This window comes from Lacimicrobium alkaliphilum (genome assembly GCF_001466725.1).
Taxonomy (GTDB): Bacteria; Pseudomonadota; Gammaproteobacteria; order Enterobacterales; family Alteromonadaceae; genus Lacimicrobium; species Lacimicrobium alkaliphilum_B.
Window position 1 is genome coordinate 4,149,483 of sequence record NZ_CP013650.1, and the last position, 13,851, is coordinate 4,163,333.

Sequence of the window (13,851 nt, forward strand, 5' to 3'; positions counted from 1 at the left end):
CACTGCTACGGAAAATTTACTCGCTGATGCTCCTAAATTTCCGCAGAGCGCGGCGTTAACTGTCATGAATGCCAACATCCAACGATTTCTGGAGCTCGCGAGAGTTCACCCTACAACAGATTATGGTAACTCAACGAGCGTAAATGCTGGAAACCAAGCAGCCGACTCTATGAGAGAGTTGGCTTTGAAGTTTGTCGAGTCTGGTCGTGCCGATGATTTATTGAGTCTGCTATCAGATCGTTATGCTGCACCTTGGGTTGCATATAATCTTGCGGAGATTACTCAGATTCCCGAAGAACAAAAAAGGCACTGTATCTCGTTCATACAACACATTGCTGATGGGAGCAACATCGAATCAGTTGGGGCAGAAATCTGGCTGAGGGAGCGAGGGTATGGTGACAGTTAACAAGTGACTGTAGTCGTACAAGGTTAACTAATACACAACATTTTATCTCAGCTAAAATCCGTTGACGATGCTGTAATCCAATCAACAGGGGAGAGACGTTGATCCAAGATTATTCGACCCACTTTTTGACTTTTATCAAACTTCCCAGCCAATGTTCGGTCTTAGCTCAATACTGCCTGCCGAAACTGGCCCTTATCCCGTTGGCTGCCGACTGCAGTCTTTATGCAGAATTCAAATCCTGCCCCCGGTCCTGCTTCTAAACTAATTAACTACAGCTCTTTCTCGGCTATTAGTATTTCTAACTCTTGGATAACCCTATCTATGTTTGGCTCATTATTAGCTTTCAACTGCTTAGAAAAGCTTAAGGCCAGCTCTAACTCTTCAATACTATGGTCTTTCCAAGGGTTTAAGCGTCTTTTAATATACATAACTTGTGAGTCTCTGCTGCCACTCTCTGCTGCTTTTTTATACCATAACTCAATTTTCTCTCGAACTGGCTTGATATACTCGTCATAATCATCGTAGAGCCCGCTCTCAACGTCTCGACTATTAATCATACCATCAGGTTTGCCCGCCCATTTTGTTTTGGAATGACCAAATGCCATTTCTGTAGATTGTGCAAAGCGATACATAAAATCAGGCCCACCTGACTTAGCCATGTTCTCAAAAACTTGATACATGGCCGACGGATTATCAAAGGTTCCGAAATCATGGTTCAGCTTCTCATAAAGTATAGCTTCTCTCATGCTCAAATCTTTATGCGCCGGCATAAAGCAGCTACCGATAATCATATCTGAGACTTTATTTTCGATAGCATTCAAACAGGTTTGTTTTGCTACTGAAAAGAAGGGAGTAAGAATAAAAAATAAGGCCAATGTAATATTTGTAAATATATCGCTTCTTTTCATATCTTTCTTCTAAACGCTTAATGATAAAAAGTGGCTGTTCTAATTCAGACAATGTAGCTCGCACCACATACAGCTAAAGCTACCAAACTTCCCAGCCAATGTCCGCAATTTGCTTACTTCAGCTCTTGGCTTGGTTGGGCGAAATCATTATCGCTACCAAGATTGATGGTGATCGAGTTTGCTATCAAAAAAGTAGCCCTTTGACTTATAAAATGCATTCTCAATAGTAGCTTCAGAATCGAAATATGCAGCAGCAAATGGCAAGAAGGCTAGTACGCCAAAGTATGGTGCCGCATCACCTTCTGGGATATATCCAACGTCATGTATCAACCAAGCGTTTATATCAATAAACATAAGTAAGATTGAAACAGAGTAACCGAAAAGTAATGATAGATAATGCTTGTACCATTGGATCCTATCGAATACCCATAGGGTTACTGATAGCCGGGAAAAGATAAGCACGTATAAGAGATAGGCGAAAAGGGCCAGAGTGGCACCAATATCCACGTCTTCTGACAAGAAGATAAAGGCGATTCCTACAACACCGTTTAGAAGCAAACCGAGTTGACCTTGGCTGGCAAAAAACTGACCTTCGGCTGACACCTCCTCTGGCAATTCATTGACCACAACTAGACGTGGTTTCCCTTGAAATACATTATTCCTTTTTAAGTGTTTATCTGCGCTGTATTCAATAAAAGGGAACAACAAATAAATTGCGAAGATAAAATCCAAGGCGGTTAGCCAGCGTAGGAACAATAATTTGTTATATTCACCACAAATAGAAAGAACGATAAGATCTACGCAATCGTACGCAGGTATTGTCCAGATCTCATAGGTTATCCAAAGGAGAAGCCATCCAATGGCCCCCCTCCTCAACATTCTTCCTATAACAATCCTGGACGGAAGAGTCAGATTTTCCAAAATTCAAACATCCTTGATCGTGTCATTTCTTCTTCACATCAGCGTCTTCTTTGTACTGAAATAAAAAAGGCTGTATCCAAATTAGTCCTTTCAGCTCAGTTGCTGACTCTCGCCATAATGGCCGCTGTGAATGGCCTCGATATCAATGGCATCGAAGCGGTATTCGGCATGGCAGTACTGGCAGTTGAGGCTGACAAAGCCGTCTTCGGCAACTATATCCAGCAGGTTTTGTTTGTCCACCGAGGCCAGGGCGGTGGCGCTGCGCTGTTTGGAGCAGCTACATTTAAAGATCACCGGCTGGGGCGGGTAAACTTCCACTTTTTGCTCATGATAGAGCCGGTGCAGAATCTGCTCGGCGGGGAGGGTAAAGAGTTCATCGGCGGTGATGGTATCGGTCAGGTGCACCAGATGGTTAAAGCTTTCCTGTTTGGGATCATTGCCCGGTAATACCTGCAGCAACATACCGGCCGCCTGCGGCTTTTGTGTATCGGCTTTGAGTATCACCCGGGTCAGTAACTGTTCTGACTGTTCAAAATAACGCTCCAGACATTCCGCCAGGCTGGGCTTGTCCAGCTCCACCAGCCCCTGATAACGTTCCCCTTCACTGGGCGTGATAGTGATGGCCAGTACACCTTTATTAAACATGGCGCTGAACTCATCGGGCACGTCGCCATCCCAGCGCGCTACACCTCTGAGCTCCTGTTTATGGGTGCCGTTGATCACCGCATATTTCACCGGGCCATCACTTTGTACCTGTACCGCAATATCCCCCTCAAATTTAAGGGTGGCGGTCAGCAAGGAGGTGGCGGCCATCAGCTCACCCAGCAAACGCTGCACCGGCTGCGGATACTGCTGATTGTCCAGCACTTTGGCATAGCTTTGCTGTAACTGCACCAGTTCACCACGCACATTGTCGTTGCTGAACAGGTAACGGAATAGCTGATCACTGGCCTGATTCATGTATTTGCTCTCTGTCTTATTATTGATGTTTTAATCTTATAATATCCCGGCGCTGTTTTTTATCCGGTTTATGGTCCGGTTTGGGGTTTAACAACGCGCCGGCTTTTCGGGCTTCGGCATTGGCCTGGCGTCTGGCAATGCTTTGTGCCGTTTCAGTGTAAAGTTGTTGTGCCAGAGCGGCGCTGCGGCGTTTGTCAGATAAATCTTCTACCACCACCTCTCGAACATCATAGCCCTGCGGCACACGGATAACAGCGCCCAATTCAACCACTTTGCTGGGTTTGCAGCGCTGGCCGTTGTAATGTACTTTGCCGCTTTGCACCAGTTCTCTGGCCAGGGCCCGGGTCTTACAAAAACGGGCCGCCCACAGCCATTTATCCAGCCTGACCGCGGTCATTTGTGATTTTGTGTTCGCTTCAGCCATGATCCGCTCTCCTTAAATGTAATTTTTTAGTAACCTGGAGGGATTAGAGTTGTGACCCTTTCGGCGACTGGCTATGATGGGCGGGATAGTTTAGCACAGTGATCAGCTATCGCTGTCAAGTATGCCCCGCACACATGGACGCGCAACTGATCGTAACCCTGGTAGTAATGTGATCGCCATTAACCATAACAACATTCAACAAATCGGTCCCTGGCTGGTACGGCACCAGGATACCGCCATTAAAATTGTGGTGGTATTGCTAAGCCTTTACCTGCTGGCCTTCGCCGCTGAGCTGACCTGGAAACTGTTGCCCCAACCGGAATCAGGCAGTCAGCCTGTTGAGGTCATCAGCAATACCCGCAGCGTCAGCACCGATAACAATTTGGATATCGGTAAAATTCAGCAGTTGCATCTGTTTGGCAAGCCCCAGGCAAACAAACCGGTGCAAAGAGTGGTGGAAGATGCGCCACAGACAAACCTGAACCTGACGCTTACCGGTCTGGTGGCCAGCGATATTCCAGAGCAGGGTGCGGCGATTATCGAAAATCGCAATCAGCAGAATACCTATGGTGTTGGCGAGAAAATTGAAGGCACCAATGTGATTGTCAAAGAAGTCTATATCGACCGGGTCATCATCCAGAACGGCAGCCGCATGGAAACCCTGATGCTCGACGGTGTGGATTTTAAAAAGGGCAAACCGGCACCCCGTAACCCTCAGCCCAGTCCACAAACCGTCTCCCCCAGGCAGTTATCTGAGCAGGCGGTCAGTGCGACTCAGGAATTGATGGCACAACCGGCGAATTTTACCGATTATATTGCCATCTCCCAGCATATGGTGGAGGGAGAACTGAAGGGCTACCGGGTCAGCCCCGGTAAGAAGCCACAACTGTTTCAGGCGGTTGGCCTGCAGGCAAATGATATTGTCACCGAAATAAACGGGCTGGATCTCACCGATATCCAGCAATCCATGGAAGCCATGTCCATGCTGCGTGAAACAGACTCGCTGCAGCTGACCGTTGACAGGGATGGCGAGCTGCTGACTCTGTACCTGGACCTTCCCGCGGATGATCTTCAATGATAAGGATTAGAACTATGCGCTGTGGTGTATTAAAGCGTCTCTCAATTGCCCTGACGGCCGGCTTTATTGCTATGGCCACCAGCATTTCTGCGGCTGAATACTCCCCCAATTTCAAAGGCACAGATATTGATGAATTTATCAATATTGTCGGTAAAAACCTTCAGCGAACCATTATTGTCGATCCCAATGTGCGCGGCAAAATCACCGTGCGCAGTTATGATTTGCTCAGCGAAGAGCAGTATTACCAGTTTTTCCTGAACGTACTGCAGGTCTACGGTTTCGCGGTGGTGGAAATGCCCAGTGGCATTCTCAAGGTGGTGCGCGATAAAGACGCCAAAACCTCCAATATTCCGGTGATCGAAGGCACCCCCTTCGACGGCGATGAAATGATCACCCGCGTGGTACCAGTTTACAATGTGTCGGTACGGGAGCTGGCACCCTTGCTGCGCCAGCTTAACGATCAGGCCGGTGGCGGCAATGTGGTCAGTTACGACCCCTCCAATGTGATGATGCTCACGGGCCGGGCGGCAGTGGTCAACCGGCTGGTTGAGATCATCGAACGGGTCGACAAGGCCGGCGATCAGGAAGTGGATATTATCAAGCTCAAATATGCCTCTTCATCTGAGATGGTGCGCATTGTTGAGAGTATTAATAAGTCACAGGGCGGCAAACCCACACCGGATTTGCTGCAGCCCAGAGTGGTGGCAGACGATCGTACCAACAGTGTGATTGTTTCCGGTGATATTAAAGCCCGCCAGCGCCTGATCAACCTGATCGAGCGGCTGGACAGGGAGCTGGAAACCAGCGGCAATACCAGAGTGCATTATCTGAAATACGCCAAAGCAGAAGATCTGGTTAAGGTATTACAGGGCGTCAGCGCCGGTATTCAGGCCGAGGAGAGTTCAGCCACACCAAACCAGCGCCGCGGTAACAATACCCGTGATGTCAGCATCGATGCCCATCAGGACTCCAATGCGCTGGTGATTACCGCAGAGCCGGATATGATGCGCTCTTTAGGCGAAGTCATTCGCCAGCTGGATATCCGCCGCGCCCAGGTGCAGGTAGAAGCCATAATTGTCGAGGTATTTGAAGGCGACGGCACCCAGCTTGGCGTGCAATGGGCCAGCGAAAGTGGCGGCGGCCAGCAGTTTAATAATGGCACTGTGCCCATAGGTGCGCTGGGTGTGGCGCTGCGCCAGGCCGAAGACCGGGAAGTGAATCGTACAATTATCAGTCCAAATGGGCAGCCTGTGCAAACCACGGAAACCATCGAAGGGGATCTGAATGCCCTGGCCAACCTGCTCGGCGGTCTTAACGGCGCCATGTACGGCGTGGTTAAAGACGGCTGGGGCGCGGTCGTGCAGGCGGTCAGCACCGACACCAATTCTAACGTGCTTGCCACTCCCCATCTGACCACCATGGATAACGAAGAAGCCTTCTTTATTGTTGGTCAGGAAGTGCCGATTATTACCGGCTCTTCAACGGGCTCCAACAATGAAAATCCGTTCCAGACCGTGGATCGCCAGGAAGTGGGCATCAAGCTCAAGGTTACCCCACAGATAAACGAGGGGAACGCCGTACAACTGCTGATAGAGCAGGAAGTCTCCAGCGTCAGTGGTACAACAGGCGTGGATATCTCCATTAACAAACGGGAAATCAAAACCACAGTGATCGTCGATGACGGCGGTACAGTGGTACTCGGTGGTCTGATTGATGAGGATATTCAGGAGAGTGTGTCTAAGGTGCCGCTGTTGGGCGACATTCCGATATTGGGCCATTTGTTCAGCTCCACCTCGTCGAGCAAGCGTAAGCGTAATCTGATGGTATTTATCCGCCCGAAAATTATCCGTGAAGGCGTGACCATGAATCAGATCAGCCATCAGAAATATAACTTTATCCGCGCCGAACAGCTTAAGCGTCAGGCCGATGGTGTGCCGCTGATGCCGTTTGCAGAAACGCCGGTATTACCGGAGTGGGATGACTCTCTGAGTCTGCCGCCCAGCTTCGATGAAACCATGCAAGAGAAAAAGGCTGACAAAGAGCAGGGGCAGGACGACTGATGTCGGATCAGCAAATTTCACCAGAACAGATGGCTGCTGAGCCTGAAGAGACAGTGAGTGATCACAAACAGTTATCTTTCGGGTTCGCCAAACGGCATAAAGTACTGCTGGATACCCAACCCGAGCCGCCCGTGCTCTATCATACAGTGGAAACCTCGTTTGAGATTTTTGCCGAGGTAAGGCGTTTTCTCGGGCGCAAGTTCCAGTTACAGGAAATCCCCACTGAAAAGTTTGAGGGCCTGCTGACTAAAGCCTTTCAGCGTGACTCTTCCGAAGCCAAGCAACTGATGGAAGATATCGGCAACGAGGGCGATTTATTTGCCCTTGCCGAGGAGTTGCCGGAAACCGAAGATCTGCTGGAAAGCGAAGGCGATGCCCCTATCATCAAACTGATCAACGCCATGCTTGGCGAGGCGATCAAGGAAGGGGCCTCGGATATCCATATCGAAACCTTTGAGAAACGTCTGATTGTGCGTTTCCGGGTCGATGGGGTACTCAGAGAGATCCTGCGCCCGAATCGCAAGATGGCCTCGATGCTGGTGTCCCGGATTAAAGTTATGGCACGGCTGGATATCGCCGAGAAGCGCATCCCCCAGGACGGCCGTATTACGTTGAGAATTGCCGGTCGCGCGGTGGATGTGCGGGTCAGTACCATGCCATCCAGCCACGGCGAGCGGGTGGTGTTACGTTTGCTTGATAAAAATACGGCACACCTGAATCTGGCCGACCTGGGCATGACGCCGGACATTGGCGCTCACTTTTCAGAGCTGATCCGCAAGCCTCACGGCATCATTCTGGTCACCGGCCCCACGGGTTCCGGTAAGAGTACCACCCTGTATGCGGGCCTGACTGAGATCAACTCCAAGGATCGCAACATCCTGACGGTGGAAGATCCCATCGAGTTTGATCTCGAAGGTATCGGCCAGACCCAGGTCAATACCCGCGTAGATATGACCTTCGCCCGGGGGCTAAGGGCCATACTCAGGCAGGACCCCGATGTGGTGATGGTGGGCGAGATACGGGATCTGGAAACCGCCCAGATTGCGGTGCAGGCCAGTCTCACCGGGCACCTTGTGCTCTCAACCCTGCATACTAACACCGCTTCCGGCGCCATTACCCGCCTCGAAGATATGGGCATCGAACCCTTTTTGCTGTCATCCAGTTTGCTGGCGGTAATTTCACAGCGGCTGGTGCGCACCTTGTGTATTGAATGCCGGCAGCAGCATATCCCTTCGGAAGGGGAATGCGAAATCCTCGGTATCAAAGCCAAAAAGGCCAGCGATTACCCGATCTACAGCCCCACCGGCTGTGCCGCCTGCAACCAGACCGGTTACCGGGGCCGAACGGGTATCCATGAGATGCTGATTGTGGATGAGAAAATCCGCGACATGATCCATAACGGCCATGGCGAACAGGCCATTGAGAAGCATATCCGCAAGTCTGCACCCAGTATCCGCGATGACGGCTGCAGCAAAGTGCTCAAAGGGCTGACTTCGCTGGAGGAAGTATTGCGTGTTACCCGCGAAGACTAACCCTGAAAGGCCAGCCGTTATGATCGATGCACTTCGCTGCAACAGGAGCAACAGCTGATGGGCGCCTTTGCCTATAAGGCCATGGACGGTAATGGCCGCAACAAATCCGGGGTGATGGAGGCAGACACGCCACGACAGGTGCGCCAGCAACTGCGGGAACAGAGTCTGATCCCCATGGAAGTCACTCAGGTCAGCCAGAAAGATAAACAACAGACTTCCGGGCTGCGGTTGTTTCAGCGCAGTATTTCCAGTTCCGATCTGGCCTTGCTGACCCGCCAGATTGCCACGCTGATCGAATCGGCCTTACCCATTGAGGAAGCACTGCAGGCCGTGGCAGAGCAATGTGAAAAACCACGCCATAAGAATATGATGATGGCGGTGCGCAGCAAAGTGGTGGAAGGTCACGGGCTGGCCGATGCCATGGGCGAGTTTCCGCTGGTGTTTGACCAGCTTTATCGGGCCATGGTGGCTGCCGGAGAGAAGTCCGGCCATCTGGATACGGTGCTTAACCGGCTGGCCGATTACACAGAAAAACGCAATCAGACCCGCAGCCAGATCATTCAGGCGATGATTTATCCGGCGCTGATGTTAACTGTTGCCTTACTGGTAGTGATTGCCCTGCTGACTCAGGTGGTACCCAAGATTGTCGGTCAGTTTGATACCATGGGGCAGGAACTTCCTACCATTACCAGGGTCATGATCGCTATCAGTGAATGGCTGCAGAATTATGTGCTGATACTGGGGGTAGTGTTACTGATCCTGGCCGTTGTGATGCAGCGATTGTTGCAGGTGCCGAAAATAAAACTGGCCTGGCACCGCATGTTACTGCGACTGCCGATGTTAGGAAAAGTGTCCCGCGGACTGAATACGGCCCGTTTTGCCCGTACCCTGAGTATTCTGACTTCCAGTGCGGTGCCGCTGCTGGAAAGTATGCGTATTGCCGCGCAGGTACTGGAAAACCTGCATATTCGTAACCTTATTCTGGATGCCTCTGAACGGGTGAAAGAAGGCTCAAGCCTGCGCGCAGCGCTGGAAAAGACCCGTATGTTTCCGCCCATGATGATGCATATGATTGCCTCAGGAGAGCGCAGCGGTGAATTGCAGCAAATGCTGACCCGGGCGGCAGACAACCAGGATCGTGAATTTGAAACTCTGGTCAGTGTCACACTCAAAGTGTTTGAACCTGTGCTGATCGTGAGTATGGCGGCCATTGTGATGTTTATCGTGATGGCGATACTACAACCAATTCTTGCATTAAACAGTATGGTGAATCTCTGATGAAACAAAACAAATCTGAATCCGGCCGGACAGCGCGGCAACAGGGCTTTACCCTGATTGAAGTGATGGTGGTACTGCTGATTATCGGCATGATGGCGGCCTTTGTGGCACCGGCCATTCTCGGCAATCAGGAATCTGCCGAGCTGAAAAAAGCCGCCATTGATATCCAGCAACTGGAAAGTGCAATTCAGATGTACCGGGTACGTACCAGCACCTTCCCCACGACAGAACAGGGGCTGGAAGCCCTGGTCAATGCCCCGACCACGGATCCTATTCCCCGGAACTATCCCTCTGATGGCATTATCCAGCGTTTGCCCAAAGACCCCTGGGGCAACGACTATTATCTGCTCAGTCCCGGAGAGATGGGCACTTTCGATGTGTTCTCGGCCGGCCCGGATATGCAGCCAGGCACCGATGACGATATTGGTAACTGGAATCTGAACGAGTATCTCTGAGGAGTAACGGCATGCATTCCCTTCGGGGCAGGCGTCAGTCAGGCTTTACCCTGCTGGAGGTCATGCTGGTACTGCTGTTGATGGGCCTGGTAGTTGGCACGGTCAGCTTTACCAGCCTGAGCAGCAGTAAGGAAGCGGAACTGGAAGAACAGGCCAGACGCTTTCAGGTGGTGGTCAATATGGTGTCTGATTTTGCGGTGCTGAATCAGTTACAAATTGGCCTGCGCATTGAAACCGCTGAAACAGAAGAAAACGGCTATTACTTTGTGACCCTGGACGAAGAACAGCAATGGCAGCGTTTTGAGCCTGAACGATTGTTTACCCCTGTAGCGCTGGAAGAAGAATTTTTCCTTGAGCTACAGCTCGAGGATCTGCCCTGGCAGCAGGAAGACAGCCTGTTTGATAATCGTTTGTTCGATGAAACCTTATCGGTCAGTGAGGATAGTGTGGAGATTGGTGATGAGGAAGAACAATTGCCACCGCCACAAGTCCTGATCCTCTCCAGTGGCGAGATCACGCCCTTTAGTCTCACCTTTGGTTTTGAACCAACCTTTGGTAACGAGGGCCCGGTGTATTTTCAGGTCATGGCCGAAGATATGCCGCCGCTTACTATCAGTGAACCACTGGACGCCCTATGAGAACCACGGGGATGACCTTACTGGAAGTGATGGTGGCACTGCTGATTTTTGCCATTACCGGTACCGCGGTAATGAAAGCCGCCAGTGAGCACCTCAACAATATCACCGTGATCGAAGATGTTACCTTCGCCACCTGGGTTGCTAATAATCGCCTGGCCCGTGTACAGCTGGAGGGGCGCTGGCCGCCGCAGAATAATCACAAAGGCACCGAAGAGCTGGCTGGCCGCATCTGGCACTGGCGACAAATCGTCAAGGAAACCACCGACAAGGATATGCGCGCGGTAGAAGTCGAGGTTGGCCTGAAGGCAGATGCAAACAGTTCCATTACCAGTGTCAGCACCTTTGTTACCCGGCTCAAAGGGGAAAAAGAATAATGCTCCCCCGCTCGCCCAAGGGTCATATCATGTTCGCCAGAGCCTTCACCTTGCTGGAGATTCTGATCGCCATGGCCATCTTCAGCATGATCGGCCTGGCCTCTCATGGTGTACTGATGACGGTGCTGGACAGTGATGAGATCTCAACCGAGCGCTCTGCTGAATTACAGGCTCTGCAACGGGCCATGCTGTTTCTGGAGCGGGACTTAATGCAGGCCGCTGCGCGCCCGGTAAGAATCAATGGTGAAGCCAGTGACCAGGTCTTGCAGGGCGGTGCCAATCTGCTGGAAAGCAGCGCCGATGGCCTGGCGCTGGTGCGCAGCGGCTGGCACAACCCGCAACTTATGCTGCCCCGCAGTACCTTGCAGGCAGTAGGCTATCGGTTGTATGACGGCAAGCTGCAAAGGTTATATGGTAATTATCCGGACAATATCATCGGTTTTGAGCCGAAAGTTAAAACCCTGCTCAGTGATATCGAAGATTTTCAGGTGCAGTTTGTGGTCAGTCGTACTCAGCAATCCAGACAGATTGAATGGAATGACAGCTACCAGGGTACCGTGTTACCCCGGGCCATCGCCGTCGAGATCCAGAGTCAGCACTTTGGGCTGATCCGGCGGGAATTTCTTCTTACCAACACAGGCAGTGACAATGCAGCGGAATAAAGGTGTTGCCCTGTTGCTGGTGCTGCTGATTGTGGCCTTTGTCAGCATCATTGCCACCCAGATGGGCAGCAAGTTGCAATTACAGGCCTCCCGCGCGATTAACATCAAAGACAATAATCAGGCCCAGTGGTACGCCATGGGCGCCGAGCAGTATGCCCGCAAAGCTATTACTCAGTTACTCGAAGAAGCAAATGGCGTGATTCACTTAGAGCAGCCCTGGGCTGAAGAAGATATTCGCTTTCCGCTGCCCGGCGGCGAGCTGCAAGTGCGCCTTACGGATCTGCAAAGCTGCTTTAATATTAACGCGCTGCAGTCACAGGAAAAGGCCAATACCCCTGACCCTCTGGCCGAAGCCTTTAAGCGCCTGTTACAAGCCGACAGTCTCGAAATCCCCTCTTACGAGGCCGATGTATTCAGTGATTCTGTACTTGACTGGCTGGACACAGACGACCGCATCCGGCCCTTTGGTGCAGAGGACAGCGATTATGAGGCCAAACTGCCCCCTTACCTGCCCGCCAACAACCTGATGGTGGATGTGTCAGAACTGCGCATGGTGCATGGGGCCAACCGTGAATGGTTAACCAAACTGCTGGATTGGGTCTGTGTACTACCTAACGACAGTAACTTTAAGCTTAACGTCAATACGATCAAACAAGAGCAGGCGCCGGTACTGCACGCGTTGCTGGGCAATGGTATCAGCCTGCAGGATGTCGAAGGCATTATTGCCTCGCGCAAGCCTGATGGCTTCGAAGAGGTGGCCGATTTTCTGGCCTTGCCGGAAATTACCGCGCTGGAGCTGAATGATACACAGCGGGAATGGTTTGATGTGAGCACGGATTATTTTATGTTGCACAGCAAAGCCAGTTACAATGACGCCAGCTTCAGCATGAAATCCGTATTGAAGGTGAACGACGACAATAGTGTAGCCGTGACCTATCGCGAGTTTGGAGGGTTCTGATGAGCGAACAACTGATAATCCGGTTAGGATCAACCCCACTCGACCCCATCCAGTGGCTGGTCTACTCCACTTCTGAAGAAGAGATTATCGCCTCAGGAGAGCTGGCCGATGCCAGCCATCTGCACAGCCTTAAGGAAAGGGCCGCCGATCGCCCGGTTACGGCACTGGCACCTACCAGTGATATTTTGCTGCAGTGGGTCACACTGCCGGCCAGAGCAGGCCGTAAAGTGGTCGCAGCCATTCCCTTTATGCTCGAGGATGAACTCAGTACCGATATCGACAGCCAGTTATTTGCCATTGGCCCGCGCCAGGCTAATCAACAGGCGGTAGCGGTAGTGGCAAAGGAAAAAGTGCGGAGCTGGTTAACCAACCTGGAACAGGCGGGGCTGCGCTGCCATAAGCTGATCCCCGATATTCTTGCCCTGCCAGAACCGGAAGATGAATGGCCTTTGTTACAGATCGGAGAGCATCTTCTTCTGCGTCAGGATAAATGGAAAGGGATACAGGGTGAAAGTGAGTGGTTACTCTCTGCCGTTTCTCACTATGCCAGACAGCAACCGGAAACCATCACTATTGCCAACTATTCAGACCTTGAGCTGCCGTCTCTGCCCAATATCAGCATTTCGTCACAACAGCTGGAAATGCCCATGAAAGTGCTGGCCAGCGGTGCGCTGGCCTGTTCTTTTAATCTGTTGCAGGGTGAGTTCAAACCCAGAAAACAAGCCAGCGGCAGCTGGCAGAAATGGCGGCTGGCGGCGGTATTGGCGGGTATAGCCCTGACCACCAGCCTGATCGACAAAGGCATTCAGGCTCAGCAACTGGCCAGTGAGCGCGAGCACCTGGAACAACAAATCCGGGCCGAGTTTAAACGGGCCATGCCGGAAATAACAAGAACTGCTAATGTGAAAAGCAGAATGGAGCAGAAGCTCCAAGAACTACAGCAAGGCGGCTCGGGCGCTTCGATGCTGGCAATGCTGGCACAGCTTGCGCAGGCCTTTGAGCAAACTCAGCTCAAGCCCCAGACGCTGAGGTTTGACAGCAGCAGAGCCGAGCTGCGCATGCAGGCAGAAGCGAAAAGCTTCGAAGCCCTGGAGCAATTCCGGCGCCTGGCCGAGTCTCAGGGCTTTAGCGTGCAACAGGGTGCCATTAATAACACCGATAACCAGGTGATCAGCTCATTGTCCATAAGGAGTTAAG

15 protein-coding genes are annotated in these 13,851 nt (G+C 51.5%); 11 read left to right on the plus strand and 4 right to left on the minus strand.

Annotation, left to right across the window (positions count from 1 at the left end; genetic code table 11):
• Positions 1-64: 64 nt before the first annotated feature.
• Entirely contained in the window at positions 65-406 is a 342-nt protein-coding gene (locus tag AT746_RS18445; RefSeq protein WP_062483433.1) for a hypothetical protein, read from the plus strand.
• Between the two features lie 269 nt (positions 407-675).
• On the opposite strand, the gene AT746_RS18450 is transcribed toward AT746_RS18445, so the two are convergent.
• The 4 genes from AT746_RS18450 to hslR all read right to left on the minus strand — a co-directional run bounded on the left by AT746_RS18450 (position 676) and on the right by hslR (position 3,619).
• Entirely contained in the window at positions 676-1,314 is a 639-nt protein-coding gene (locus tag AT746_RS18450) for a hypothetical protein (protein ID WP_062483435.1), read from the minus strand.
• Positions 1,315-1,467: 153 nt separating this feature from the next.
• On the minus strand, positions 1,468-2,235 hold the full coding sequence (locus AT746_RS18455; RefSeq protein ID WP_156413741.1) for a hypothetical protein: 768 nt from the start codon (positions 2,233-2,235) through the stop codon (positions 1,468-1,470).
• Positions 2,236-2,325: 90 nt separating this feature from the next.
• Positions 2,326-3,195 (minus strand): Hsp33 family molecular chaperone HslO, encoded by an 870-nt coding sequence (gene hslO / locus AT746_RS18460; protein ID WP_062483439.1) that lies wholly within the window; start codon positions 3,193-3,195, stop codon positions 2,326-2,328.
• A 19-nt stretch (positions 3,196-3,214) separates the two neighbouring features.
• Positions 3,215-3,619, minus strand: coding sequence for a ribosome-associated heat shock protein Hsp15 (hslR, locus tag AT746_RS18465; protein ID WP_062483441.1), 405 nt, complete (start codon positions 3,617-3,619; stop codon positions 3,215-3,217).
• A 169-nt stretch (positions 3,620-3,788) separates the two neighbouring features.
• Between hslR and gspC the strand changes: the two genes are divergently transcribed.
• Genes gspC through gspL form a run of 10 tightly spaced genes read left to right on the plus strand, consistent with a single transcriptional unit; the run spans position 3,789 to position 13,850 of the window.
• On the plus strand, positions 3,789-4,697 hold the full coding sequence (gene gspC, locus AT746_RS18470) for a type II secretion system protein GspC (RefSeq protein WP_231730975.1): 909 nt from the start codon (positions 3,789-3,791) through the stop codon (positions 4,695-4,697).
• Positions 4,694-6,757 carry a type II secretion system secretin GspD gene (gene gspD, locus AT746_RS18475; protein WP_062483443.1) on the plus strand — a complete coding sequence of 688 codons (2,064 nt, stop codon included), beginning with the start codon at positions 4,694-4,696 and terminating at the stop codon, positions 6,755-6,757. The genes gspC and gspD overlap by 4 nt, the downstream gene beginning before the upstream one ends.
• Positions 6,758-6,786: 29 nt before the next feature.
• Entirely contained in the window at positions 6,787-8,289 is a 1,503-nt protein-coding gene (gene gspE / locus AT746_RS18480) for a type II secretion system ATPase GspE (protein ID WP_062484397.1), read from the plus strand.
• Positions 8,290-8,346: 57 nt separating this feature from the next.
• Complete coding sequence (gspF, locus tag AT746_RS18485) at positions 8,347-9,567, plus strand: type II secretion system inner membrane protein GspF (RefSeq protein ID WP_062483444.1); 1,221 nt, start codon at positions 8,347-8,349, stop codon at positions 9,565-9,567.
• On the plus strand, positions 9,567-10,022 hold the full coding sequence (gspG, locus tag AT746_RS18490; RefSeq protein ID WP_062483446.1) for a type II secretion system major pseudopilin GspG: 456 nt from the start codon (positions 9,567-9,569) through the stop codon (positions 10,020-10,022). The genes gspF and gspG overlap by 1 nt, the downstream gene beginning before the upstream one ends.
• 11 nt (positions 10,023-10,033) lie before the next feature.
• A complete protein-coding gene (gspH, locus tag AT746_RS18495; protein WP_062483449.1) occupies positions 10,034-10,660 on the plus strand; it encodes a type II secretion system minor pseudopilin GspH in 627 nt (208 codons plus the stop codon).
• Positions 10,657-11,034 (plus strand): type II secretion system minor pseudopilin GspI, encoded by a 378-nt coding sequence (gene gspI, locus AT746_RS18500; protein ID WP_062483451.1) that lies wholly within the window; start codon positions 10,657-10,659, stop codon positions 11,032-11,034. Before gspH ends, gspI begins: the two co-directional genes overlap by 4 nt.
• A gap of 29 nt (positions 11,035-11,063) precedes the next feature.
• Entirely contained in the window at positions 11,064-11,696 is a 633-nt protein-coding gene (gene gspJ, locus AT746_RS18505) for a type II secretion system minor pseudopilin GspJ (protein WP_062484399.1), read from the plus strand.
• Complete coding sequence (gene gspK / locus AT746_RS18510) at positions 11,683-12,654, plus strand: type II secretion system minor pseudopilin GspK (protein ID WP_062483453.1); 972 nt, start codon at positions 11,683-11,685, stop codon at positions 12,652-12,654. Before gspJ ends, gspK begins: the two co-directional genes overlap by 14 nt.
• Positions 12,654-13,850, plus strand: coding sequence for a type II secretion system protein GspL (gspL, locus tag AT746_RS18515; RefSeq protein WP_062483455.1), 1,197 nt, complete (start codon positions 12,654-12,656; stop codon positions 13,848-13,850). Before gspK ends, gspL begins: the two co-directional genes overlap by 1 nt.
• The last annotated feature ends 1 nt before the right edge of the window (position 13,851 follow it).